The sequence below is a fragment of the Pseudomonas sp. MF7453 genome (assembly GCF_016405455.1).
Lineage (GTDB): Bacteria > Pseudomonadota > Gammaproteobacteria > Pseudomonadales > Pseudomonadaceae > Aquipseudomonas > Aquipseudomonas paralactis.
The window spans coordinates 74,239-98,066 of sequence record NZ_JAEKCN010000018.1 but is presented as its reverse complement, the minus strand read 5'-3'; the positions used below and the strand labels follow the sequence as shown (position 1 = coordinate 98,066).

The following is a 23,828-nucleotide window of genomic DNA, read 5'->3' as shown; positions in this document are numbered from 1 at the left end:
GCGCAGAAGACCTATGAGTCCATAGGTTTTCGTGAAGACACCGAGTTCAAAAACTACGTGCTGCCGATCAACGAAGACTGAAAACCAGTCAGCCAGACACCGCAATATCCTTGTGGGAGCTGGCTTGAAGCCCAACCCCTTCACAATTTCGCGACACTCCCCGCTACAAAAGCCACACGCTTTTCACCTCTCAATCCGTATAATGCCGACCTTTCAGGGTTGTAAGAACCGCGACAATTACTTGTAGCCTTATTGCCTGAGCTTCCGCACAAGCCCGCTGAGTCGGGCTATTCACACAGGTGCCATCCATGGATTTCAACCCGCTCGACCTTATCCTGCATCTCGACGTCTACCTCGACATGCTGGTAACCAATTACGGTCCGTGGATCTACGCCATTCTGTTCCTGGTGATTTTTTGCGAAACCGGCCTGGTGGTCATGCCATTCCTGCCGGGTGATTCGTTGCTGTTTATCGCCGGCGCCGTAGCGGCCGGTGGCGGTATGGACCCGGTGCTGCTGGCCGGCCTGCTGATGCTGGCGGCGATCCTCGGCGACAGCACCAACTACGTCATAGGGCGCACGGCCGGTGAGCGCTTGTTCAGCAACCCGAACTCCAAGATCTTCCGCCGCGACTACCTGCAAAAAACCCACGACTTCTACGACAAACACGGTGGCAAGACCGTCACCCTGGCGCGTTTTCTGCCGATCCTGCGCACCTTTGCGCCGTTCGTCGCCGGCGTGGCCAAGATGCCCTACCCGCGCTTTTTCGGGTTCAGCGTGCTCGGCACCATCCTCTGGGTCGGTGGCCTGGTAACCCTGGGCTACTTCTTCGGCAACGTGCCCTTCATCAAGAAAAACCTGTCGCTGCTGGTGGTGTTCATCATCCTGCTGTCCCTGGTGCCGATGATTATTGGCGTGGTGCGCAGCCGCTTTGGCCGCACGTCCTCCGAAGCCAACCCGCACTGATTGCCCGTGTGGTCCCTCAGCGCCTGGCGTCGCCGGCGCCTGCTGGCCAAGCACCCGATTGCCGATGACACCTGGCAACGGGTGCGCCACCACCTGACCTTCCTCGACGGCATCACGCCGGAGCAAGACCAGTGGCTGCGCGAAGCCTGCGTGGTGTTCCTCAGTGAAAAACACCTCACCGCCCTGCCCGGCGTCGACCTGCACCAGGAACAACGCCTGCTGCTCGCCGCCCAGGCGCAATTGCCGTTGATGAACCTGGGCGACCTTGACTGGTATCAGGGCTTCCACGAAATCGTGCTGTACCCCGACGACTTCCTCAGCCCCCAGCGCCATCGCGATGCCAGCGGCGTCGAACACGAGTGGGACGGTGAACACAGCGGCGAAGCCTGGCAACAGGGCCCGGTGATCCTCGCCTGGCCCGGCGTGCTCGCCAGCGGCCAATGGGAAGGCTACAACCTGGTCATCCATGAACTGGCGCACAAGCTCGACATGCTCAACGGCGACGCCAACGGCCTGCCACCGCTGCACCACGACATGCGCGTGCAGGACTGGGCCAGCGTCATGCAAGGCGCCTTCGATGACCTCAATCGCCAGTTGGACGCCAACCCGGACGCCGAGACCGAGATAGACCCCTACGCCGCGGAAAACCCGGCGGAGTTCTTTGCCGTCACCAGCGAGTATTTCTTCAGCGCCCCGGATTTACTGGTCAACAGTTATCCACAGGTGTACGCCCAACTCAGCCGCTTTTATCGCCAGGATCCCCTGGCCCGCCTGACTCAACTGCAAGCCAGCGACCCGCGCTACTCGCCACAGGGCGAATGACCGTACGACGCTTGGCGCATGGCATCGGCGTCAGAATATGCCTATAATCGCCGCCACTTTTAGGCCAATCCGGCCATGTCATATGGCCAACTAACGGGGGCAACGCCCAATGAGCTACAGCAAGATTCCGGCTGGCAAAGACCTGCCGAACGACATCTACGTCGCCATCGAAATTCCGGCCAACCACGCGCCGATCAAATACGAAATCGACAAAGACAGCGACTGCCTGTTCGTTGACCGTTTCATGGCCACCCCGATGTTCTACCCGGCCAACTACGGTTTCATCCCCAACACCCTGGCTGACGACGGTGACCCCCTCGACGTGCTGGTCGTGACCCCTTACCCGGTTACCCCAGGCTCGGTTATCCGCGCCCGTCCAGTCGGCATCCTGAACATGACCGACGACGGCGGCGGCGATGCCAAAGTCATCGCAGTGCCACACGACAAGCTGTCCCAGCTGTACGTGGACGTGAAGGAATACACCGACCTGCCGCCACTGCTGCTGGAACAGATCAAGCACTTCTTCGAGAACTACAAAGACCTCGAAAAAGGCAAATGGGTGAAGATCGACGGTTGGGGCAACGCAGACGCCGCCCGCGCCGAGATCATGAAGTCGGTGGCCGCCTACAAAGGCTGATACCCGCGCCTCATTGCTTCGGCAAATAAAAAAGCCCCGTTAGTTCGGGGCTTTTTTATGGGCAAGATTAAACATCAAGTTCAACGTTTATTTTAGAAAGTTTATATAAGTTGCGCACCTGAAAGATCAAGCCACAACTAAGCAAAATCCTACATATGCAATTCAACGCATGGTTTATTTGATTAGTTTTTCCGGCCAGTAAACTCTGCGTTTATGAATACATCAGGTGATCGTTTAAAAGCGCTACTACGGGAAGTTAATCTTTCCGCCTCCGACTTCGCCAAGAACCGCGGCGTCACGCCTCAACACGTGAACAACTGGTTCAAACGCGGCGTTCCCATGGGCCGACTCAACGAGATCGCAGAGTTGCTGTGCGTCTCAAGTCGCTGGTTAAGCGACGGCCGAGGCCCCAAACACCCGCCCGCCAACTACCTGTTGGAAGGCCCCGACACCAGGAAACTACTGCCCACTCGCGAAGACACCGGCAAATACCTCACAGGCCCCGCCTGCCGCCCGGAAACAACCGACGTGGAGATCCCCCTCCACCCCACATTCACCTCAAGCGAACGCATCCGCGTCTCCCGGCACAACCTGCAAACCCTCAACGTCCACCCCGACCGCGCGATAGGCGCCTACATGGTCGACAACAGCATGATCGACATCATCCAACAAGGCGCCACCCTCGCCATCGACCGAGGCCGCACCCAAATCATCGACGGCGAAATCTACGCCGTCGAACACGACGGCATGCTGCGCATCAAATACCTCTACAACCGCCCCGGCGGCGGCCTGCGCCTGCGCAGCCACAACGCCAGCGAACACCCGGACGAATACCTCAACCACGAAGAACGCTTTGAACAAAGCTTCAAGATCGTCGGCTGGGTATTCTGGTGGTCCACCCTCAACAACCGCCGCCCACCGGTGCCGCTGGATGAACACCTGCTGGGCTGGGAAGGCTCTAAATCGGAACCGGAGGTGGGCAACTGAAGTGAATGTGGGTATCATGCGCCGCACATTTGGCAGGGGAATGGCTTAGCGATTTGCCCTGTCAGGCGAAGCGGAGGAGTTCCCGCGGATGCCCCTACTATTCAGCCAGACGCGATGTTGGCTGAGCGATTTGAAGGCTGCTGAGGTTTGTCAAAAACAAGCTGAGGCAGTCAGCGAGAAGCCGGCCACAAGCCGGCTTTTTAATGTCTGTAAGAATGCAGTTCAATTGTCCAACAGCCGCTGGACAATTGAACCGTCAACGAAGGCAGGCAGGTATCCTACCCCCTTTCAATAAGCGTCATTTAGGCTGCAAACACTCCACAGCCCGATCCGCCACCATCTTCGCCATCTCCACCAAATGCATCACCGCCCTCTGCGGCGCAGCCACTGACTCGCCGATCACCTGGGACGTAGCCAGCGCACAATGCAGCAGCTCAGCCACCTGCACCCAGGCATCCTCAAAGCTCAGATCTTCATTGACCGTGAATGGGTTGGTCGTGTGTGACGACAGCGAATCTGAACGAACGTTATCCATAGCAAAACTCCTAGCAGTAAGTGGATACCACCATCATTTCGCGACTAAACGAGCAGAGGTGGCGGCTGTACGCAGGTTAGTCGACCGGCCGCTAGGCACCGGCGCACCCGAAGGTGCCCTGCGCACAGCCACCATAAAGTGCAGGCGAGAAGACACCTGTCTTTGGGGTGGCGCGTGCGCCTAGCGAGGTCCGGGCGACTAAACCCGATCACTGAATCAGCAGTGACGGTCAGCAGCCTAGTCACCCAATTCCGCTGGCGCAAGCGGTTGGGATTCTCTAGGAAACGTCCTGCAAATGAAAGGGATCGGACCTGCTGGCTACTCAAAATCAGGCAATTCACTCCTGTTCTGCACAGCAATCCGGAGGCCTGAAATCGGGCGCCACCAATTGTCCACTTTAAGTTGACAGTAAGACTCCTTTCGCCCGATTTATCCCTCATCAACCACCTATTAATCTGTGCCCATGTTGAACGCAACGCCCAACCAACCTAAACAAAAAAGGATTCAACCATGAGCACTGCAACCTACAACCGCTTGAACAAAGACGACGCCATCGTTCTGCTGGTCGACCACCAAACCGGCTTGATCTCCCTGGTGCAGGACTTCTCGCCCAACGAGTTCAAGAACAACGTGCTGGCCCTGGCTGACCTGGCCAAGTTCTTCAACCTGCCGACCATCCTCACTACCAGCTTCGAGCAAGGCCCCAACGGCCCGCTGGTGCCGGAGTTGAAGGAGATGTTCCCGGATGCGCCGTATATCGCTCGCCCTGGTCAGATCAACGCTTGGGACAACGAGGATTTCGTCAAGGCGATCAAGGCCACCGGGCGCAAACAGATCATCATTGCCGGCGTGGTAACGGATGTGTGCGTGGCGTTCCCGACCTTGTCGGCACTGGCGGAAGGGTTTGAGGTGTTTGTGGTGACCGATGCTTCCGGCACGTTCAATACCACGGTGCAGCAAGCGGCGTGGAGCCGGATGACGCAGGCCGGTGCGCAATTGATGAACTGGTTCTCGGTGGCGTGTGAGTTGCACCGCGACTGGCGCAACGATATCGAAGGCCTGGGTAACCTGTTGTCCCAGCGGATTCCCAACTATCGTAACTTGATGAACGGGTATGCGGCGCTGACGGCCCAGCAGAAATAAGCAAACCCAGCGTAATGATAAGCCTGCCCTGAAAAGCAGGCTTTTTCCGTTGCTTGCCCGCCCCTAGCCCGCCAACTCCCGTTCGATCTGCTCAATACTCGGCAAACTGGTTTGCAATTCTGCGGGCAAAGATTCCACCAATTGATATTCCGCCACGCCGATAGGTCGGTTGTTATCGCGCAGTGCATATTCAGCCACCACCTCATTTTTACCTTTGCACAACAACAGACCAATCGTCGGGCCATCCTGTGGGTGCTTTATCTCGGCATCCACAGCTGCGAGGTAGAAGCTCAGTTTGCCCAGGTGTTCGGGTTTGAACTTGCCAGCCTTGAGTTCGATCACCACGTAGCAACGCAGCTTCAAATGATAGAACAGCAGGTCGATGAAGAATTCGTCACCGCCCACATTCAGCAGCACTTGCCGGCCTACGAAGGCAAAGCCTGCGCCCAATTCCAATAAGAAGTCGGTGACATGCTTGATCAGGGCGTTTTCGATATCACGTTCTTGCGCGTTCAGGCCCAGGCTGAGGAAGTCAAAGCGGTAAGGGTCCTTGAGGGATTCGCGAGCCAGGTCGGATTGAGCCTTGGGCAGATGACTTTCGAAGTTGCTGACAGCCTTGCCACTGCGTTCCAGCAAGCGGTTTTCAATGTGCATCATCAGCGTGTTGCGCGACCAGCTGTGTTTAACGGCCTGGAGAATGTACCAACGACGTGTTTCGGGGCCCGGAAGCTTATCGAGCAACACTAGGTTGTGACCCCAGGGCAATTGTGCAGCAGCTTGTTGCACAAATTCAGAATCCGGCCACGCCTCGGCAAAAGCACGCATGTACTTCAGATTGCGCGGCGAAAAACCCTTGATGTCTGGAAAGGCCGCCCGCAGATCCTGCGCAAGGCGATCGATCACTTTGCTACCCCAGCCTTGATCGTTCTGACGGGTCAAAATATCGCGGCCGATCTGCCAGTAGAGCAGCACCAGTTCACGATTGACCGCGATTGACGCACGCTGCTGTGCGTTATGGATACGGCCCTTGAGGTCTGTCAGCCAATCACTGTAGCCCTCTGGAGGTGCCGTCAACCCGATGGAGGTCTCGCTCATGCCTTTTTACTCTTGTGTTTTCAGCAGGCTAGTTAGCCCGCTGTGCCGTCACAAGCGCTCATGAGTACTCTCGGACGCGTCCTGCGTACCTTGCAGAAAGGTCCTGCTGGCACTGGCTGTGGCCCTTGACTCTCCCCTATACGGCACCCCCTACCCTGAACGCCCATTTCAGGAGCCTTCAGCATGAGTCAGCGCATCCTGGTCATTCTCGGCCATCCGTCCACCGATAGTTTTTGTTCAGCCATGGCGCAGACCTATATCCACGCTGCGAAAACGGCAGGTCACGAAGTACGCATCCTGCAGTTAGGCAACCTCAGATTCGACCCGATTCTTCACCACGGTTATACCCAGGCTCAAACACTGGAACCCGACTTGCTCAGCGCCCAAGCCGACATCCATTGGGCCGAGCACCTCACATGGGTTTTCCCTGTTTGGTGGGGCGGTATCCCGGCACTGATGAAAGGCTTTATCGACCGAGTTTTCCTACCCGGCTTCGCCTTCAAATACCGCGCAGGCAAGGCCTTCCCTGACAAGCTACTCAAGGGCCGAAGCGCGCACTTGTTAGTGACCCTGGACACGCCGTCGTGGTATTACCGCTGGGTCTACCGCATGCCGGCCATCCACCAGATGCGTCGCACCACGCTGGCGCTGTGCGGCATCACGCCGAGCAAGACCCTTCTGTTCGGGCCGGTGCTGGGCGCTACGCTGACGCAGCGGGCCAAGTGGCTGAAACAGGCCGGCGCATTATTTGAGAAAGGGAATTTTCATGTACATCGGCAAAGCCGCGCAGTTGTCCGGCACGACCATCAAGGCGATTCGTCACTATGAGGCGATTGGGTTGATGCCCGAGCCGCGACGCCTTGGCGGCTATCGCGTTTATACGACGCAGAGCGTAGAGCGACTGACCTTTATCAAATGCGCCCAGCAGCTCGGGTTCAAACTCAAGGAGTTGCAGGAGATTTTGCTGGGGTACGACGGTGACGCCTTTCCCTGGGACAGGGCGGACCAAGCCATCACCAACAAGAAGCACGCGCTGGCCGCGCAAATCGCCGTGTTGCAACGGATGCAGGCGGGCTTGATTGAGTTTGAAACCCAACTGAAAGACGCCCAAGGGCACTGCTCGTCAATCAGTAGTGTCGCCATTTGAAGTAGCCCTTACGCATGAGTTGCCGCTGACTTTTGCGAGCCCCGTGTAAGGGCAATCTGATTTTCCAAACCGTTCATCCAGCCGCTTTTCGCTGCGGCAGACTCCGACGCCTTGCCTTCTGTCGAGACGTCATGGATGACCCACGCTGCCCACATTGCCGCTATCGAACATGAGCTGGATGGCTTCCATCAGAGCCTGGTGGAGTACCGCCAGCAGATGGGCGCCTGGTATTCCCGTGCACTGGATTCGGTCAGCCATGCAGCGGATATGCCGTCGTTGCTGGGCATGGACAGGGTGTTGCGGGTTGGGGATTCGCAGCGTTCGGTGAGCATTACCGATGCAGATTTCTCCACCGTGGCCCGTTGCCCGGTGGGTGGCGTGCTGGAGATCGAGAGCAAATTCGAATCAGCGTATGACGTACCAATTGGCGATATCCCGGTTGAGGTGATCGGCCTGGATGACGGCAGCTCCACGCGGGTGATGCTTGATAAGCACGGCAAGGGCTCGCACTACTGCGCTGCTGGCGGGCGCTATGAGGTGCGGGTTCAGGGCGGCGTTTCGGCGGAGCAAGTGGAGGCCTTGTTTGCCTCCTATGCAGGGCTGACGGCGGACTTGGAACAGTGGCTTCGGTCACAGTGGAAAGACTTCAAACCCCACTGGGAACGCTCTACTGTCAGCGCGATTGGCAGCGGCGTGCTGGCGGGCAGTTGGGCGGCGATCACGGATGTGTGGGACAGCATCAAGCTGGTGCAGGCGATTCTTGAAGATCCGCTGAATTACGTCGAGCAACTGGGTAGCGAGGCGGCCAAGTTGGCGCAGATCGCCACCGATGCGCCCAAGGTCATGGAACAGGCGATGTTGCTCGCCACTGATGAAGCGGCGCTGTACCTGTTACTGCGCATCGCCATGATCTGGCTGGACGCGTTACCGCCCAATGAAGTTGCGCAAGCGGCCGCAGGTTTTATGGTGTCGTTGCTGATTGACCTGGTGATTGGCGCGGTGTTGACCATCGCGTTGCCGGCGGCGGGCGTGGCGTATTTGAGCGTTCGCCTGGTCAAGCATGGCGCACAAATTCTTAAGGCTGCCGTGGGCTTCGTGAAGGGGGTGCTGGCGATTCTCACCAAGTTCATGCAGGCGGTCGACCGTTATAAAGCGGTGGCGGTTCGCGGTGTGGTCGGCTGGGTGAAACAAGGCACAATGCAGATGCGCTGGCGGGCGCGGCAGAACGCGGTGCTGACGCAGAAAGAGCGTGTGGACGATGTGCGTGCCGTGGCTTCGAACCCGAAAGGGGATGCGGCGGCGCCAGCGGATAAAACGGTCACTCACGGCTGCCCGGTGTCGATGGTCACCGGCGAGGAATTGCTCACCCTTACCGACGGCGCGCTGGACGGGGTTTTGCCGTTTGAGTGGACGCGGCTTTATCGCACCAGTGCGGTGGAACTTGATTGTGGGTTGGGGTTTGGCTGGACTCATGGGCTGGCCCACCGGCTTGCGGTGTCGGGCGATTCGGTGGTGTGGACCGACCATGAGAACCGCTCGACTACCCTGCCCTTGCCCACAGTTGCTCGACCGGCGATTACCAATAGCCTGGCCGAAGCGGCGATCTATTTAGGCTCGGCTCCTGATGAACTGGTGCTGGCCCAGGCGTCGCGGTTTTATCACTTTCGCGACGGTGTCTTGGTTTCCATCAGCGATGCGTATGACAACCGCCTGCGCATTTTCCGTGATCGTTCCGGACGGATTGAGCGGCTGGATAACGGCGCTGGCCGTTCATTGCTGCTGCGCTATGAGCGGGATCGCATCGTCGCGGTGGACTACCAGGTTCATCGCGCCAAAGGGCGTGAGCCCTACGTTTGGGAAACCGAGCAGAACATCGTTTCCTACGCCTATGACGAAGCTGGACGACTGGTGTGTGCGACCAATGCCGTCGGTGAAAGCGAGCGTTATCGGTACGACGATCAGCACGTCATTGTCGAGCGGCAGTTAGCCGGTGGGGCGAGTTTCTTTTGGGAGTGGGAGCGTTCTGGCAAGGCGGCGCGTTGCGTGCGGCATTGGGCGAGTTTTTCGCAGATGGACACGCGCTATACCTGGGGCAATGACGGCCACGTCACCGTGCATAACGTCGATGGCAGCCAGGAAGTGTATGTCCATGACGACCGCGCGCGCTTGGTGCAGCGCATCGCTCCGGACGGCGCGCAGCATTTCAAATCCTACGATGCCAAGGGCCGGCTGACCGTCGAGCAAGACCCGATGGGCGCGGTGACGGCCTATCAATACGACGACGCCGGACGCTTGGTGGCGTTGTTTCCGGGGGATGATGAGCCGACTTCCTACGAACATGACAACGGTTTTGTTCGGGTTGTCAGGCGTGGGGAGGCGGTCTGGAAATACGAGCGGAATGAGCAAGGCGATGTCATCCGCAAAACTGATCCGGATGGTCATTCGACTGACTACAGCTACAACAAACACGGGAAACTGACCGGGGTTTGGTACCCGGATCATAGTTGCCATCGGCTGGTGTGGAATGAGCGTGGGCAGTTGCTGGAGGAGCAATTGCCCAATGGCGGGATCCAGCGTTATCGCTATGACGATATGGGGCGGCAAGTTGCCCGCGAGGATGAACACGGCGCGCAGACCGGTTATGAATGGGACAGCGTCGGTAGGTTGATTCGCATCGTTTTGCCCGGCGGCGCCACCCGGGAATTCAGCTACAACCCCTACGGCAAGATCATCGCCGAACGCGATGAACTCGGCCACGTCACCCGCTACGAATACGCCGACGGCCTGCACCTGATCAGTCGCCGTCTCAACGCCAACGGTACCCAGGTCAAGTACCGCTACGACAACGCCCGGCTACTGCTGACCGAGATCGAAAACGAAGTTGGCGAAACCTACCAACTCGACTATCACCCCAACGGCCTGATCCAACAGGAAACCGGCTTCGACGGCCAACGCACCGCCTACGCCTACGACCTCAACGGCAACCTGCTGGAGAAGACCGAATACGGCGACGATAACAGTCAGCTAATCACCCGCTACGAGCGCGACTACGCCGGACGCCTCGTACGAAAAACCCTGCCCGATGACAGCGTTATTGCTTATGCCTACGACCGCCAAGGCAATCTCCTGAGCGTCGATGACGGCCACTGGGCATTGGCCTACGAGTACGACCGCCAAAACCGCCTCACCGCCGAACACCAGGGCTGGGGGACCCTGCGCTACGGCTACGACGCCTGCGGCCAGCTGAAAAACCTGCGCCTGCCGGACAACAACCGCCTCACCTTCAACCACGACAAGGGCGGCCACCTCGCCACCGTCGAACTCAACGGTGACGTGCTCACCTCACATCTATTCAAGAGCGGCCGCGAACACCAACGCCAACAAGGCCAACTGCTCAGCCACTATCACTACGACGACCAAAACCGCCTGCACGCCCATGCAGTCACACAGCAGGAAAACTACCTTTACCAGCGCCAGTACGACTACGACAAATCCGGCAACCTCACGCGCCTGCACGACACCCGCAAAGGCCAACACCTTTACCGCTACGACCCGCTAAACCGCCTGACCCGCGCCGATCATTCCCAGGACGTGCAGGAACGCTTCGCCCACGACCCGGCGGGCAACCTGCTGATGCAAGACCGCCCCGGCCCGGACATCGTTGCCGGCAACCGCCTGATGATCCAGGGCGACCGCCATTACGACTACGACGCCTTCGGCAACCTGATCCGCGAACGGCGCGGCAAGGGTCATCAACTCGTCACGGAATATCGCTACGACTGCCAGCATCGGTTGATTGGCTTCACCAAACCCAACGGGCAGACCGCAAGCTATCGGTATGACCCGTTTGGGCGACGTGTCAGCAAAACCGTGGATGGCAAGACCACCGAATTTTTCTGGCAAGGCGACAAGCTGATTGCCGAGCACCATGCGGAACGCCATCGCAGTTACCTCTACGAGCCCGAAAGCTTCCGGCCATTAGCACTGCTGGAAGGCTACGGACCACAAGCCACAACGCCCTACCACTACCAACTCGACCACCTCGGCACCCCGCAGGAACTGACCAGCCCCGAGGGCGAAATCGTCTGGTCCGCCCACTACCGCGCCTACGGCCAGATCGCCCGGCTCGACGCAGGCAAAATCGACAATCCGCTGCGTTTTCAAGGGCAGTATTTCGATCAAGAAAGCGGCCTGCACTACAACCGCCATCGCTACTACAATCCGGATATTGGACGTTACCTGACACCGGATCCGGTGAAGTTGGCGGGTGGGATCAATGGGTACCTGTACGTGCCCAATCCTACGGGTTGGGTGGATCCGCTAGGGTTGAGTAGATGTCCTGGGGAGGACGGATGCAAATCGCAGGCAGGCGTTGAAGAGCCGGCAGATACAGCTAAGATAAATACAGGCGAACCAAACCAGCCAACCGTAACAACCCGTCCAACGGAGTTTGCCAACAAGCAAAAACTAAACGAGCATTACGAAAAGCATGGGCCAGAATTCGGAGTAGAGACCCCCAATGAATATTTACTGACGGCACGACATGTCGTGAACGAAGGAATTCCTATCAATTACCTCTACAAAAGCAAATCGACAACAGGATATGTTTTACTCATGGGAACGAATAGAACGGGCCAAGCCAAATTCGCATTCGCGGGTACGAATTCAGCTGGCAACATAACCACCTTACATACCAAAAGTGGGAAAGACTTCTGGAGGGTAATAAATGGCGACGCCACTGACAAAACCATCACACCTTACAACCAATAATTATAAAAAAGCAAAAGTGGTAGCACTCAACGAGCATATAGAAGAAGACGTGACTCTGATCATCGAAGGAACGACTATAAACTGCTTCGCCAGCTATTGCCCCTATGAACTTGAAGTGGGTAAGACGTATGACGTAGAACTCACATTAAATCTTTCCGAAAACTACGAAATTGAACGGACTGACGAAACTAAAACACTGATAAGACATACAAATCGCGGTTATTCCTATGTACTCTACGGACACCTGCGCAATGAAATCTTAATGACTTTCACATCTCTTAATGTCGAGGGCATACACTACGACCACCCCGAATGCAACGACCACTTTATCAAACTAAAAGTCGAAAGAATCGACGCCTCTTTTCACTAACATGCGAAATAGCTCGCGCAATCGGCTCACCAAATGAGCCGAATAACCCCCTCTATTCGGCTCACCCCACCCAGCAGTAACAGCCCCACTCATTTGCCCCAATCCCCCATGTCTGCTAGTGTCGCGCCGGTTTACCGTCTACCGGAATTGCCGCCATGGCCCGCAAAAAAGTTGCACTCGATTTCGAACAATCCCTCGCCGACCTGCAAACCCTGGTCGAGCGTCTGGAGAACGGCGAGTTGTCGCTGGAAGACTCGTTGACGGCGTTTGAGCAAGGCATCGGCCTGACCCGCGACTGTCAGAGCGCGTTGGCGCAGGCGGAGCAGAAGGTCCAGGTGTTGCTGGAGCGTGATGGGGAGTTGGCCGAAGAACCTTTCGATGCGGAACAGCCGGAATGATCAGCGCGTATCAGGCCAGTAGCCAAGCCCGGGTGAATGCGGCGCTGGAGCCCTTGTTTGTGGCGCCAAGCCCGGAAATGACGCGCCTCTATGAAGCCATGCGTTACAGCGTGATGAATGGCGGCAAGCGGGTGCGCCCGTTGCTGGCCTATGCGGCCTGTGAAGCCCTGGGCGCACCGGCGGCCGAGGCCAATGGCGCGGCGTGTGCGGTGGAGTTAATTCACGCCTATTCCCTGGTACACGACGACCTGCCGGCGATGGACGACGACGATCTGCGTCGCGGCCAGCCCACCACCCACAAAGCCTTCGATGAGGCCTACGCAATTCTGGCCGGGGATGGCTTGCAGAGCCTGGCGTTCAGCGCTTTGCTGGACCCGACGCTAAGCAGTGTCAACGCCGAGATCCGCTTGCGCATGGTCACCGCCCTGGCCCACGCCGCGGGCCCCGCTGGAATGGTCGGCGGGCAGGCCATCGACATGGGCTCGGTCAGCCTCAAGCTCGATCAAAAAGCCCTCGAACACATGCATCGCCACAAGACCGGTGCGCTGATTGAGGCCGCCGTGCAGCTGGGCGCCCTGGCCAGTGGCCGTGCCGACGCCGAGCAATTGGCGGCGCTGCAGACCTATTCCCGCGCGATCGGCCTGGCCTTCCAGGTACAGGACGATATTCTCGACGTGGAAAGCGATACCGCCACCCTCGGTAAACGCCAGGGCGCCGATATCGCACGAGACAAGCCGACCTATCCGGCCCTGCTGGGGCTGGAAGCCGCCAAGGCGTACGCCATTGAGCTACGCGACCAGGCGCTGGAGGCTCTGCGACCTTTCGACGCGGCAGCCGAGCCACTGCGCGACCTGGCGCGGTATATCGTCGAGCGCCGCCACTGACAGCCGCGGCCATTTGCGCCGCATATCGGCCAAGTTCGGCGCTCTGCGTGGGCAGTTTGCACGGCTTGAGGTAAACTGCCGCCTCTTCTATACCTATAACGATTCGCCTGATGCCCACGACGTTTCAAGAGATTCCCCGCAAACGCCCGTCCACGCCCCTGCTCGACCGCGCTGCCACGCCGGACGGCCTGCGTCGACTGGGTGAAGCCGAGCTGGAAACCCTGGCCGATGAGTTGCGCCTGGAATTGCTCTATACGGTCGGCCAGACCGGTGGGCATTTCGGCGCCGGGCTGGGCGTGATCGAGCTGACGATCGCCCTGCATTACGTGTTCGACACCCCGGACGACCGGCTGGTGTGGGACGTGGGCCATCAGGCGTATCCGCATAAAATTCTCACCGGCCGTCGCGAGCGCATGGGCAGCCTGCGCCAGAAGGACGGCCTGGCCGCCTTCCCGCGCCGCTCCGAAAGCGAGTACGACACCTTTGGCGTCGGCCATTCCAGCACCTCCATCAGTGCCGCGCTGGGCATGGCGATTGCCGCCCGTCTGCAAAACAGCGATCGCAAAGCGATTGCCGTGATCGGGGATGGTGCGTTGACTGCCGGCATGGCCTTCGAAGCGCTCAACCATGCGCCGGAAGTGGATGCCAACATGTTGGTGATCCTCAACGACAACGACATGTCGATCTCGCGCAATGTCGGTGGCCTGTCCAATTACCTGGCGAAGATCCTCTCCAGCCGCACCTACGCCAGTATGCGCGAAGGCAGCAAGAAAGTGCTGTCGCGCCTGCCTGGCGCGTGGGAGATCGCCCGTCGTACCGAAGAATATGCCAAAGGCATGCTGGTACCCGGCACCCTGTTCGAAGAGCTGGGCTGGAACTATATCGGCCCTATCGACGGCCACGACCTGCCGACACTGATCGCCACGTTGCGCAACATGCGCGACCTCAAGGGCCCGCAGTTCCTGCATATTGTCACCAAGAAGGGCAAAGGCTTCGCTCCGGCGGAAGTCGACCCGATTGGTTACCACGCGATCACCAAGCTCGAACCCCTGGACGCTCCCGCCGCCGCGCCTAAAAAAGCCAGCGGGCCGAAGTATTCCGGTGTATTTGGCGAATGGCTGTGCGACATGGCCGCCGCCGACCCACGCCTGGTAGGCATTACTCCGGCGATGAAGGAAGGCTCCGATCTGGTGGCGTTCAGCGAGCGTTTCCCGCTGCGTTACTTCGACGTGGCAATTGCCGAGCAGCACGCTGTCACCTTCGCCGCCGGTATGGCCTGCGAAGGCGCCAAGCCGGTGGTAGCGATCTACTCCACCTTCCTGCAGCGCGGTTATGACCAACTGGTTCACGATGTGGCGGTGCAGAACCTCGATGTGCTGTTCGCCATCGACCGCGCCGGCCTGGTGGGCGAAGACGGCCCGACCCACGCCGGCAGTTTCGACCTGTCCTACCTGCGCTGCATCCCCGGCATACTGGTGATGACGCCCAGCGACGAGAACGAACTGCGCAAGATGCTCAGCACCGGCCACCTGTACAACGGCCCGGCCGCCGTGCGCTACCCGCGCGGCACAGGCCCGAATGCCGTGATCGAGAAAGACCTGGAGCCGATTGAAATCGGTAAAGGCATTGTGCGTCGCCAAGGCAGCAAGACTGCATTCCTGGTGTTTGGCGTACAACTGGCCGAAGCGCTGAAAGTGGCTGAGAAGCTGGATGCCACAGTGGTCGACATGCGTTTCGTCAAGCCGCTGGATGAAGCGCTGGTACGCGAAATCGCCGCGAGGCATGAACTGTTGGTGACCGTCGAAGAGAACGCCATCATGGGCGGCGCCGGTGCGGCAGTCAGCGAGTTCCTGGCCCGGGAGAACATCCTCAAGTCGGTGCTGCACCTGGGTTTGCCGGATGTGTACGTCGAGCACGCCAAGCCGGCGCAGATGCTGGCCGAATGCGGGTTGGACGAGGCCGGCATCGAGGCGTCGGTGCGCGAGCGTTTGGCACGTCTGGCCCTGTAGAAAACGCGACTAAAATGTGGGAGGGGGCTTGCCCCCGATAGCGGTGTATCAGTACCAGATATTCTGACTGACACACTGCAATCGGGGGCAAGCCCCCTCCCACATTTAGCTGATATCACCTTCAAAATCGCTATGGACGGCCCATGAAACGCCTGTGCCTTGCCCTGCTGCTGCTCCCCGCCGCCGACCTGCTCGCCGACACCCGCGACCAGGCGTTGAAGCTCTCCGACGTGGTCATCAGCGCCAACCGCCAAGTGCAGGCGCGTAACGACAGCAGCGCCGCCAACACCGTCTTCACCCGCGCCGATATCGACCGCCTGCAACCGAGCAGCGTTACCGACCTGCTCAGCCGCGTACCCGGTGTGCAAGTCGCGCCAACCGGTGGGCGTGGCAGTTTGCCGGGGATTTTCATTCGTGGCACCAAGTCGGCGCAGAGCCTGGTGCTGGTGGACGGCCAACGCATCGCCAACACCACCTCCGGCGACAGCGGCTTGCAATACCTCAATGTCGATCAGATTGAACGTGTGGAAGTGCTGCGCGGTTCACGTTCGGTGATTTACGGCAGCGATGCAATTGGCGGGGTGATTCAGGTGTTTACCAGGCGCAATGCCGAGCAAGGCTTGCAGCCGCGCTTGAAACTGGGCTTTGGCAGCAACCAGACCTGGGAACGCAGCCTGGGCCTGTCAGGCGGCGATGAACACACGCGTTTCAACCTGGGCGCGAGCCTGGATGAAACTGCCGGTATCAACGCGAGCCACGCGTCGTTTCCCAGTGACGGCGACCATGATGCCTACCGCAACCAGTCCATCAACCTGAACCTCAGCCATTCGTTCAGCGATGAGCTGGAGGTGGGTTTCAACCTGTTGGATAACCGTGGCAAGTCGGAGTACGACAACAGTTATGGCCGCTATGACGGCGCCACCGGGCAAAGCTTCGGCCAGAAACCCTACACCGACTACACCGTCAGCAGCGCTAGCGGCTATGTCGATGCCAAGCTCAATGACAGCTGGCAGTCGCGCCTGGAGCTGGGCCACAGTGAAAACCGCGACACCAAGCGCGATACCCTCAGCGATGATTACAGTGCATTCAACACCTACCGCGACTCGGTCAATTGGCAGAACGACCTGACCCTGGATGAGCAAAACAGCCTGATCGTCGGCGGCGATTGGTACGAAGACCGTTTCCACGGTTCTACCACCTTTACCGAGAACAGCCGCTGGAACCGGGCGGCCTTTGTGCAGCACCGTTTCAAGAGCCAGTGGTTTTCCACCGAGCTGGGCCTGCGCCGCGACCAGAACCAGCAGTTCGGCGGCCAGAACAGTTGGAGCGGCACCCTGACTGTGCCGGTCAACCCTGACAATGACCTGCTCTTGAGCTACAGCGAAGGCTTCCGCGCGCCGACCTTCAACGACCTCTATTACCCCGACACGCAGTACAGCAACCCAAACCTGCAGCCCGAGACATCAAAGAGCTACGAGCTGCAATGGCGCAGCCAGCTGACCGACAGCGCACGTCTGGAAGCCTCGCTGTATCGCACCGACCTGAGCGACGCGATCATCCTTGACGCCGGCAAGCCGCAAAACGTGGCGTCGGCGCGGATCAATGGTTTTGAAGCGGCGCTCAAGCAGGAACTGTTTGGCTGGCAGGGCAACCTGGGCCTGTCGCTTATCGACCCGCGTGACCGTGACAGCGGCCACACCCTGGCACGTCGCGCACGGCGAACGGTGAACCTGGATCTGGACCGGCAATTTGATCAACTCGGTCTCGGCGCCAGCTGGCAAGCGATCAGCAGCAGCTACGACGATGAAGCCAACCGCAACCGTCTGGGCGGTTATGCCTTGTTGGGGCTGCGCAGTAGTTGGGCGTTGAACCGGGAGGTGTCGTTGTCGTTGAAGGTGGATAACGTGCTGGACAAGTCTTACGCACGGGCGAAGTACAGCTACCTCGGGGAAAGCCAAAATTATCGTGAAGAAGGTCGGGTGTGGATGGTTGGGGTGACGTGGACACCTGAGATCTAAGTGACCTGAACGGGCGTCATCGCAGGCAAGCCAGCTCCCACAGGAGAATGCATTTCAATTGTGGGAGCTGGCTTGCCTGCGATAGCGGTGTCACAGGTTCGGCGCAATCACCTGGCACAACCGCGCTACCGCCTCAAGCATCTGCCCACTCGGCCGCTCCAGGCCCTTGTCCGGCACCAACCGCACCCGCGATGCCATCATTGGCCACGCCTTCCAAGCGTCCTTCTGAGCCTGATCGCCCACCAGGATCACCTCGGGATCACGCGCCAGCACCGACTCGATATTCACCTGCGGCGCCGGCAACTTAAGGTCATCAAACACATTACGCGCCCCGCACACGCTGAGGGCATCGCTGATGATCTGCCCACCGCCCACGGTGTACAGCGGCTGGTTCCACACTTGGTAAAAAACCCGTAGCGACTCGGCCCGTTGGTAGCGCTGGCGCAACTCGGCCAAGCGCTGGCGTAATTGCACAGCGAGCTGGCGCCCCGCTTCAGCGCGGCCCAATTGCTCGGCAATGGCCTGCACCTGGGCGGTCAGTTGTTCAAGGCTGTGGGGTTCGGCGACGTACACCGGGATATTCAACCGCTGGAGCTGCTCGCGCTGGGCCGGGCCGACGCTGCCAGGCCAGAGCAGGATCAGGTCGGGCTTGAGGCTGAGCAGGCGCTCCATGTCCAACTGGCCGTAGTGCCCGACCGAGGGTACCTTCGCCAACGCCGCCGGGCGGTCACCACCATCAAGCACGCCGACCAGCAAGTCCTCGGCACCCAGCTCAAGCACGATTTCAGACAGCGACGGCGCCAGGCTAACGACGCGTTCAACCGCCAACGCCTGGGCACTGAATACCAGCAAGAGTGCCAGCCAGTAGCGTTTCATCCCAACTGACGCGGGATGCGATAGAGGTAAAACAGCACCAGCGTCGACAGGGCCAAGAGAAACAGCGGCACCGCTTCCAGGCCGACGAACACTGCCAGCGCGCCGATCCAGGCCGGTAGTGCAGCCACCAGCAAGGCCGTGCGGCGACGGGCCGCGAGGGTGATCCAGGCAGCGGGTTCTTCGGCGGTATCGAGGGCTTTGGAGGTGGCGATCAGTGCATGTTTATAGCCGTGGAAATAACGCAGGCTCAGAAACATCGAGGCCACGCCGGCAATAAAGAACGGCATGGCCAGCACCGGCAGCAAGGATTCAGCGCGGCCGAACAGCAGATTGATGACGAACAGAGGCAGCAACGCCAGGGCCAGGTACTGCCACCAATTGAAGGACAGTCGCCGCTTCACCTGGCCGCGGGTCACGCGCGGTCGACCTCGCCCTGATGCTCGTTGCCCATCATATGATCGAGCTTGCTGGCTTTGGTCGCCAGGTAGAGTTTGTTGTGCGGGTTGTGCCCGGTGTGCAGCGGCACACGCTCGGCCACGGTGATGCCCATTTCGGTCAAGGCTTTGACCTTGCGCGGGTTGTTGGTCATCAGGCGCAGGGATTTGACCCCCAGGTGTTCAAGCATCGGGAGGCAGATGGCGTAGTCGCGCTGGTCGGCGGCAAAGCCCAGGCGCTCATTGGCTTCCACGGTGTCGGCGCCGCCGTCTTGCAGCTCGTAGGCGCGGATCTTGTTCAACAGGCCAATGCCACGGCCTTCCTGACGCAAGTACAGCAGCACGCCGCGGCCTTCACGGGCGATGGCTTGCAAAGCGGCTTCCAGTTGCGAGCCGCAGTCACAGCGCTGGCTGAACAGCGCATCGCCGGTCAGGCACTCGGAATGCACACGCCCCAGCACCGGCGCGCCATCGGTGATGTCGCCGAGGCTGAGCACAACGTGCTCGCGCCCGGTGGCTTCTTCGAGAAAGCCGTTCATGGTGAACGTGGCAAAAGGGGTAGGCAGCTTGGAAGCGGCGACGAAAACGACGGGCACCGTGTGCTCCTGATTTCAGATTTCACAGAGGCGGGCATTGTAACAGCAGGTTCCTACAGACGCTTAAGCTGAATTATCGCTGATAAAGATCAATAGGTTCGATTGGCCTTTGGATTGATTCTATGTAGGAGCGAGCTTGCTCGCGAAAGTCGTCAACGGTAACGCGGGTATTCTGAATCAACGCGGCGTCCAGGGGGTTTTCGCGAGCAAGCTCGCTCCTACAAGGGGTAGGGCTGTTTCCAGCGGTCGAAAATTGCCTTCAACTCACCGGTCTTGATCAGGCTGGCCAGACGCTGGTCATACACGGCCATCAATGTCCTGCCACGCTCGGTGTCGGCAAAGGCTACGTAGAGCGGCAATTCAGCGATATGAGTGAGCTTGAATTGCTGCGGGTCTGGGGACTGACTGAGCACGTATTTGGCTTCGGTAAGGGCATCGATATAGAAATCGGCACGGCCGTGTTGCAGCATCGGCAGAATGCCGCTGCGCCGCTCGATCTGGTTGTAGCGCTGCACGTTGGGCAGGTACCCCTCGTATTTATAGCCGCGCACCCAGGCCAGGCGGTAGTTGCCCAGGGTCGCCAATGTCGGCGTGGGTGAAGTTGCCAGCCCGAGAGCGTAGATATGATCGGCGTCAAAGTTCCAGCGCGGGTACAGCACTGCGCTGGCCTCATCGCGATAGGTGCCGACACAACCATCCACCTCACCACGCTGAGCCAGGCCGACCGAGCGGGTGTAGGGCACGCTGCGAGTTTGCACGGTAACGCCTGCTGGCTCGAAGACTTCGCGCAACAGGTCCCAGGCCAGGCCGCTGCCATCCTTGTTGGTGTAGTCGTTCCACTCTTCACTGGCCAGCACGATTTTGCCGGGCGCGGGAGTGTCCGCCTGAACCAAGGAAATGAAGGTACACAGCACGATCAGCAGCCAGCGGCATACAGCCATAGTCACGGCCTCTTACTCGGGATAATCGTCTAAAGGGTAGCGCAGACCGCCGACTCAGGGCGTCTGGCGAAAATGCTGGTAGCCGCGCACAGCCGGGGTGATGTCCTGGCCGTCGACGTCGAGCAGTGTCACGCCCTGCCCCGCTTCGACCCGGCCGACCACATGCACCGGCCAGCCATCGGCCTGCAACGGCGCCAACTCGGACGGCGGCAAGGTGAACGCCAGCACATAGTCGTCGCCCCCGCTCAACGCCGCCACTTGAGCCTGGTCCTCACCGACAAACGCCAGCAAGGCCTTGGACAACGGCAACCGCTGGCGCTCAACCACCAGGCGCACCGCAGAGGCCTTGGCGATATGCCCACAATCGGCCAGCAGCCCGTCGGAAATATCCATGGCCGCAGTCGCCTTGCCCCGCAGCGCCAGCCCGAGGGCCAATTGCGGTTGCGGCGCCCAGTAATGGGCGAGCAGCGGCTCGGCGATTGCCGCGTCCGCCGTGCGTTGGCCCAATACCAGCGGTAAAGCGCCAGCAGCATTGCCCAGCTCGCCGCCCACACACAGCAGGTCACCCGGCTGTGCACCACTGCGCGTCAACGCCTGCCCCGCCGGCACGCGGCCAAATACCGTCAGGGTCAGGCTCAGCGGCCCACGGGTAGTATCGCCGCCCACCAAGCCCACACCGCAGCTTTGCGCCATGGCGTTCAAGCCTTGGGCATAGCGTTGCAGCCAATCGGCATCGACGGTCGGCGTGGTCAGGGCAAGGGTAAACGCGAGGGGGGTGGCGCCCATGGCGGCCAGGTCGCTCACCGCCACGGCCAGCGAGCGCTGGCCGAGCAGGAACGGGTCACAGGGGTCGGCAAAATGCACGCCGGCCACCAGCGTATCGGTAGAGACCGCCAGTTGCTCCCCGGCGGGCAGCGCCAGCAAGGCGCAGTCGTCGCCGATCCCCAGGGCAATACCTTCGCCGCCTTGCGCACAGGGCGCGGCGGCGAAGTACTTGCGGATCAGCTCGAACTCGCCCATGCGGGACTCAAGCGCAGATTAGCGCTTGTGTTCCTTCACTTCGGCTTCACGCAGGCGCGGGGCCAGCTTGTCGAGCACGCCGTTGACGAACTTGTGACCGTCGGTCGAACCGTAGACTTTCGCCAGTTCGATGCCTTCGTTGATCACGACGCGGTACGGCACGTCAACGCGCTTGAGCAGCTCCCAGGTGGACAGACGCATCACGCACAGTTCAACCGGGTCGAGTTCTTCGATGGTCAGGTCCAGGCATGGCGCCAGGGCTGTGTCGATCTCGGTCAGGTTGGCATGCACGCCGTGCAGAATGTCGTGGAAGTAGCTTTGGTCGGCGAAGGTGAAATCGTTATCGACGCGAAACTGTGCCTCGATTTCGTTCAGCGAAGCGCCCGCCAGGTGACGCTGGTACAGCGCCTGGGTCGCGAGTTGACGCGCCTTGCGGCGCTTCTCGCTCTTGGACGGTTTGCCGGCATCGGCAGGACGCGGGTCCTGAGGGTTGAACTGATCGCTTTCGTCGGAAATCACTTGGCCTCCAACTGCGACAGCAGGCTGACCATTTCCAGGGCGGACAAGGCAGCTTCAGCGCCTTTGTTACCGGCTTTGGTGCCGGAACGCTCGATGGCTTGCTCGATAGAATCCACGGTCAGTACGCCGAAAGCGACTGGCACGCCGAATTCCATGGACACCTGGGCCAGGCCCTTGGTGCATTCGCCGGCCACGTATTCGAAGTGCGGGGTGCCGCCACGAATGACCGCGCCCAGGGCGATGATCGCCGCGTATTCACCCTGCTGAGCAACTTTTTGCGCAACCAGTGGAATTTCGAAGGCGCCAGGCGCACGGATAAGGGTGATATCGCTCTCGCTCACACCGTGGCGAACCAGGGCGTCAACCGCACCGCTTACCAGGCTTTCAACCACGAAGCTGTTGAAGCGGCCAACCACCAGGGCATAGCGGCCTTTGGGGGCGATGAAGGTACCTTCGATGGTCTTCAGGGTCATTCGACAAATCTCTTAAAGAGCCGGGACGCGAAAAGTGCGTCCCTCAGTGATGATTTAACCGCGAACAAGGGGCAAAAATCGCCGGCCTTTATTCGGAGGGCACGTATTCTACAACTTCCAGGTCGAATCCGGATATCGCATTAAATTTCATCGGTGCGCTCATCAGGCGCATTTTGCGTACGCCCAGGTCACGCAGGATCTGTGAACCGGCACCGACAATGCTGTAGGTGGTCGGTTTTTTCACCGGCACGGCGTCGGCGGTTTCACGAATGTGCGCCAGCAATACGTCGCCATCCAGCGGGTGACCGAGCAACAGCACCACACCGCTGCCGGCCTCGGAAACCGCGGCCATGGCGGCGCGCAGGCTCCAGCGACCGGGCTGCTTGACCATCAACAGGTCACGCAATGGGTCCATGTTGTGCACGCGTACCAGGGTCGGTTCTTCTGCGCAAATGTTGCCCAGGGTCAGGGCCATGTGCACATCGCCTTCCACTGAATCACGGTAGGTCACCAAATTGAATTGGCCCAGTTCGCTGTCCAGCGGCTGCTCGGCAATCCGCTGAACGGTACGTTCGTGGATCATGCGGTAGTGAATCAGGTCGGCAATGGTGCCGATCTTGAGGTTGTGCTCGGCGGCGAAGGCTTCCAGTTCAGTGCGACGGGCCATGGTGCCGTCGTCGTTCATCACTTCGCAGATCACCCCGCTTGGCTCGAAACCGGCCATGCGTGCCAGGTCGCAAGCGGCTTCGGTGTGGCCGGCGCGAGCCAGGGTGCCACCGGGTTGGGCCATCAGCGGGAAGATGTGGCCAGGGCTGACGATGTCTTCGGCCTTGGCGTCTTTCGCGGCAGCGGCTTGCACGGTGCGGGCACGGTCAGCGGCGGAGATGCCGGTGGTGACGCCCGTGGTGGCCTCAATGGATACGGTGAACTTGGTACCGAAACCCGAACCATTGCGCGGCGCCATCAACGGCAACTTGAGCAACTCGCAGCGTTCGCGACTCATGGGCATGCAGATCAAACCACGGGCGTGCTTGGCCATGAAGTTGATGTGCTCAGGCTTGCACGCCTCGGCGGCCATGATGATGTCGCCTTCGTTCTCGCGATCTTCGTCATCCATAAGGATGACCATCTTGCCTTGGCGGATATCTTCAACCAGTTCTTCGATGCTATTGAGCGCCACGCGGCACCC

General features: G+C 59.7%; 23 protein-coding genes and 1 pseudogene. 14 read left to right on the top strand and 10 right to left on the bottom strand.

The window, feature by feature from the left end:
- The 5 genes and pseudogenes from JFT63_RS24460 to JFT63_RS24440 form a co-directional block, all read left to right on the top strand.
- A pseudogene (locus JFT63_RS24460) lies at positions 1-81 on the top strand (GNAT family N-acetyltransferase); the annotation flags it as partial.
- Between the two features lie 227 nt (positions 82-308).
- On the top strand, positions 309-965 hold the full coding sequence (locus JFT63_RS24455; RefSeq protein ID WP_003194521.1) for a DedA family protein: 657 nt from the start codon (positions 309-311) through the stop codon (positions 963-965).
- 6 nt (positions 966-971) lie between these two features.
- Positions 972-1,787, top strand: a complete 816-nt coding sequence (locus JFT63_RS24450) for a zinc-dependent peptidase (RefSeq protein ID WP_057703189.1) — start codon at positions 972-974, stop codon at positions 1,785-1,787.
- Between the two features lie 109 nt (positions 1,788-1,896).
- A complete protein-coding gene (gene ppa, locus JFT63_RS24445; protein WP_003176323.1) occupies positions 1,897-2,424 on the top strand; it encodes an inorganic diphosphatase in 528 nt (175 codons plus the stop codon).
- A gap of 213 nt (positions 2,425-2,637) precedes the next feature.
- Complete coding sequence (locus JFT63_RS24440) at positions 2,638-3,411, top strand: LexA family transcriptional regulator (protein WP_057703188.1); 774 nt, start codon at positions 2,638-2,640, stop codon at positions 3,409-3,411.
- A 298-nt stretch (positions 3,412-3,709) separates the two neighbouring features.
- On the opposite strand, the gene JFT63_RS24435 is transcribed toward JFT63_RS24440, so the two are convergent.
- Positions 3,710-3,946, bottom strand: a complete 237-nt coding sequence (locus tag JFT63_RS24435; protein WP_057703187.1) for a hypothetical protein — start codon at positions 3,944-3,946, stop codon at positions 3,710-3,712.
- 510 nt (positions 3,947-4,456) lie between these two features.
- Here JFT63_RS24435 and ycaC point away from each other — a divergent pair.
- Positions 4,457-5,089: an isochorismate family cysteine hydrolase YcaC gene (gene ycaC, locus JFT63_RS24430; RefSeq protein WP_034117703.1), complete on the top strand. Its 633-nt coding sequence runs from the start codon at positions 4,457-4,459 to the stop codon at positions 5,087-5,089.
- 63 nt (positions 5,090-5,152) lie between these two features.
- On the opposite strand, the gene JFT63_RS24425 is transcribed toward ycaC, so the two are convergent.
- Complete coding sequence (locus JFT63_RS24425; protein ID WP_198844934.1) at positions 5,153-6,184, bottom strand: PDDEXK nuclease domain-containing protein; 1,032 nt, start codon at positions 6,182-6,184, stop codon at positions 5,153-5,155.
- Positions 6,185-6,367: 183 nt separating this feature from the next.
- Here JFT63_RS24425 and JFT63_RS24420 point away from each other — a divergent pair, with 183 nt between their 5' ends.
- From JFT63_RS24420 to JFT63_RS24385, 8 genes are all read left to right on the top strand, one after another.
- Complete coding sequence (locus JFT63_RS24420) at positions 6,368-7,012, top strand: NAD(P)H-dependent oxidoreductase (protein WP_198844933.1); 645 nt, start codon at positions 6,368-6,370, stop codon at positions 7,010-7,012.
- Positions 6,951-7,331 (top strand): MerR family transcriptional regulator, encoded by a 381-nt coding sequence (locus tag JFT63_RS24415; protein WP_198844932.1) that lies wholly within the window; start codon positions 6,951-6,953, stop codon positions 7,329-7,331. The genes JFT63_RS24420 and JFT63_RS24415 overlap by 62 nt, the downstream gene beginning before the upstream one ends.
- A gap of 135 nt (positions 7,332-7,466) precedes the next feature.
- Complete coding sequence (locus JFT63_RS24410; RefSeq protein WP_198844931.1) at positions 7,467-12,101, top strand: RHS repeat-associated core domain-containing protein; 4,635 nt, start codon at positions 7,467-7,469, stop codon at positions 12,099-12,101.
- Positions 12,058-12,471 carry a hypothetical protein gene (locus JFT63_RS24405; RefSeq protein WP_186559408.1) on the top strand — a complete coding sequence of 138 codons (414 nt, stop codon included), beginning with the start codon at positions 12,058-12,060 and terminating at the stop codon, positions 12,469-12,471. Before JFT63_RS24410 ends, JFT63_RS24405 begins: the two co-directional genes overlap by 44 nt.
- Before the next feature lie 155 nt (positions 12,472-12,626).
- A complete protein-coding gene (locus JFT63_RS24400; RefSeq protein ID WP_003176346.1) occupies positions 12,627-12,869 on the top strand; it encodes an exodeoxyribonuclease VII small subunit in 243 nt (80 codons plus the stop codon).
- Complete coding sequence (ispA, locus tag JFT63_RS24395) at positions 12,866-13,753, top strand: (2E,6E)-farnesyl diphosphate synthase (protein WP_057704466.1); 888 nt, start codon at positions 12,866-12,868, stop codon at positions 13,751-13,753. Before JFT63_RS24400 ends, ispA begins: the two co-directional genes overlap by 4 nt.
- A gap of 110 nt (positions 13,754-13,863) precedes the next feature.
- Positions 13,864-15,762, top strand: coding sequence for a 1-deoxy-D-xylulose-5-phosphate synthase (dxs, locus tag JFT63_RS24390; RefSeq protein WP_198844930.1), 1,899 nt, complete (start codon positions 13,864-13,866; stop codon positions 15,760-15,762).
- A gap of 143 nt (positions 15,763-15,905) precedes the next feature.
- Positions 15,906-17,780, top strand: coding sequence for a TonB-dependent receptor domain-containing protein (locus JFT63_RS24385; protein ID WP_198844929.1), 1,875 nt, complete (start codon positions 15,906-15,908; stop codon positions 17,778-17,780).
- A 90-nt stretch (positions 17,781-17,870) separates the two neighbouring features.
- Here the strand turns inward: JFT63_RS24385 and JFT63_RS24380 are convergent, their stop codons facing one another.
- The 8 genes from JFT63_RS24380 to ribBA all read right to left on the bottom strand — a co-directional run bounded on the left by JFT63_RS24380 (position 17,871) and on the right by ribBA (position 23,819).
- Positions 17,871-18,656 (bottom strand): cobalamin-binding protein, encoded by a 786-nt coding sequence (locus JFT63_RS24380; protein WP_198844928.1) that lies wholly within the window; start codon positions 18,654-18,656, stop codon positions 17,871-17,873.
- Entirely contained in the window at positions 18,653-19,072 is a 420-nt protein-coding gene (locus JFT63_RS24375) for a nuclear fragile X mental retardation-interacting protein 1 (RefSeq protein WP_057704462.1), read from the bottom strand. Before JFT63_RS24375 ends, JFT63_RS24380 begins: the two co-directional genes overlap by 4 nt.
- Complete coding sequence (ribA, locus tag JFT63_RS24370; RefSeq protein WP_005791841.1) at positions 19,069-19,686, bottom strand: GTP cyclohydrolase II; 618 nt, start codon at positions 19,684-19,686, stop codon at positions 19,069-19,071. The genes JFT63_RS24375 and ribA overlap by 4 nt, the downstream gene beginning before the upstream one ends.
- A 218-nt stretch (positions 19,687-19,904) precedes the next feature.
- The gene (locus tag JFT63_RS24365; protein WP_198844935.1) at positions 19,905-20,627 is read right to left on the bottom strand and encodes a substrate-binding periplasmic protein; all 723 of its coding nucleotides are present in this window, start codon (positions 20,625-20,627) and stop codon (positions 19,905-19,907) included.
- A 54-nt stretch (positions 20,628-20,681) separates the two neighbouring features.
- The gene (thiL, locus tag JFT63_RS24360; RefSeq protein WP_057704460.1) at positions 20,682-21,647 is read right to left on the bottom strand and encodes a thiamine-phosphate kinase; all 966 of its coding nucleotides are present in this window, start codon (positions 21,645-21,647) and stop codon (positions 20,682-20,684) included.
- Positions 21,648-21,665: 18 nt separating this feature from the next.
- The gene (gene nusB, locus JFT63_RS24355; RefSeq protein WP_014720126.1) at positions 21,666-22,166 is read right to left on the bottom strand and encodes a transcription antitermination factor NusB; all 501 of its coding nucleotides are present in this window, start codon (positions 22,164-22,166) and stop codon (positions 21,666-21,668) included.
- Positions 22,163-22,639: a 6,7-dimethyl-8-ribityllumazine synthase gene (gene ribH, locus JFT63_RS24350; RefSeq protein WP_003194576.1), complete on the bottom strand. Its 477-nt coding sequence runs from the start codon at positions 22,637-22,639 to the stop codon at positions 22,163-22,165. The genes nusB and ribH overlap by 4 nt, the downstream gene beginning before the upstream one ends.
- An 88-nt stretch (positions 22,640-22,727) precedes the next feature.
- Positions 22,728-23,819: a bifunctional 3,4-dihydroxy-2-butanone-4-phosphate synthase/GTP cyclohydrolase II gene (gene ribBA, locus JFT63_RS24345; protein WP_003194579.1), complete on the bottom strand. Its 1,092-nt coding sequence runs from the start codon at positions 23,817-23,819 to the stop codon at positions 22,728-22,730.
- Positions 23,820-23,828 lie beyond the last annotated feature (9 nt).

Excerpts from the sequence above, each read along its gene's own strand:
- JFT63_RS24400 (WP_003176346.1), top strand. The coding sequence starts at position 12,627 with ATGGCCCGCAAAAAAGTTGCACTCGATTTCGAACAATCCCTCGCCGAC.
- JFT63_RS24440 (WP_057703188.1), top strand. The coding sequence starts at position 2,638 with ATGAATACATCAGGTGATCGTTTAAAAGCGCTACTACGGGAAGTTAAT.
- ppa (WP_003176323.1), top strand. The coding sequence starts at position 1,897 with ATGAGCTACAGCAAGATTCCGGCTGGCAAAGACCTGCCGAACGACATC.
- JFT63_RS24410 (WP_198844931.1), top strand. The coding sequence starts at position 7,467 with ATGACCCACGCTGCCCACATTGCCGCTATCGAACATGAGCTGGATGGC.
- thiL (WP_057704460.1), bottom strand. The coding sequence starts at position 21,647 with ATGGGCGAGTTCGAGCTGATCCGCAAGTACTTCGCCGCCGCGCCCTGT.
- JFT63_RS24405 (WP_186559408.1), top strand. The coding sequence starts at position 12,058 with ATGGCGACGCCACTGACAAAACCATCACACCTTACAACCAATAATTAT.
- ycaC (WP_034117703.1), top strand. The coding sequence starts at position 4,457 with ATGAGCACTGCAACCTACAACCGCTTGAACAAAGACGACGCCATCGTT.
- JFT63_RS24415 (WP_198844932.1), top strand. The coding sequence starts at position 6,951 with ATGTACATCGGCAAAGCCGCGCAGTTGTCCGGCACGACCATCAAGGCG.
- dxs (WP_198844930.1), top strand. The coding sequence starts at position 13,864 with ATGCCCACGACGTTTCAAGAGATTCCCCGCAAACGCCCGTCCACGCCC.
- JFT63_RS24425 (WP_198844934.1), bottom strand. The coding sequence starts at position 6,184 with ATGAGCGAGACCTCCATCGGGTTGACGGCACCTCCAGAGGGCTACAGT.
- JFT63_RS24380 (WP_198844928.1), bottom strand. The coding sequence starts at position 18,656 with ATGAAACGCTACTGGCTGGCACTCTTGCTGGTATTCAGTGCCCAGGCG.
- ispA (WP_057704466.1), top strand. The coding sequence starts at position 12,866 with ATGATCAGCGCGTATCAGGCCAGTAGCCAAGCCCGGGTGAATGCGGCG.
- ribH (WP_003194576.1), bottom strand. The coding sequence starts at position 22,639 with ATGACCCTGAAGACCATCGAAGGTACCTTCATCGCCCCCAAAGGCCGC.
- JFT63_RS24435 (WP_057703187.1), bottom strand. The coding sequence starts at position 3,946 with ATGGATAACGTTCGTTCAGATTCGCTGTCGTCACACACGACCAACCCA.
- JFT63_RS24385 (WP_198844929.1), top strand. The coding sequence starts at position 15,906 with ATGAAACGCCTGTGCCTTGCCCTGCTGCTGCTCCCCGCCGCCGACCTG.
- JFT63_RS24455 (WP_003194521.1), top strand. The coding sequence starts at position 309 with ATGGATTTCAACCCGCTCGACCTTATCCTGCATCTCGACGTCTACCTC.
- JFT63_RS24365 (WP_198844935.1), bottom strand. The coding sequence starts at position 20,627 with ATGGCTGTATGCCGCTGGCTGCTGATCGTGCTGTGTACCTTCATTTCC.
- JFT63_RS24420 (WP_198844933.1), top strand. The coding sequence starts at position 6,368 with ATGAGTCAGCGCATCCTGGTCATTCTCGGCCATCCGTCCACCGATAGT.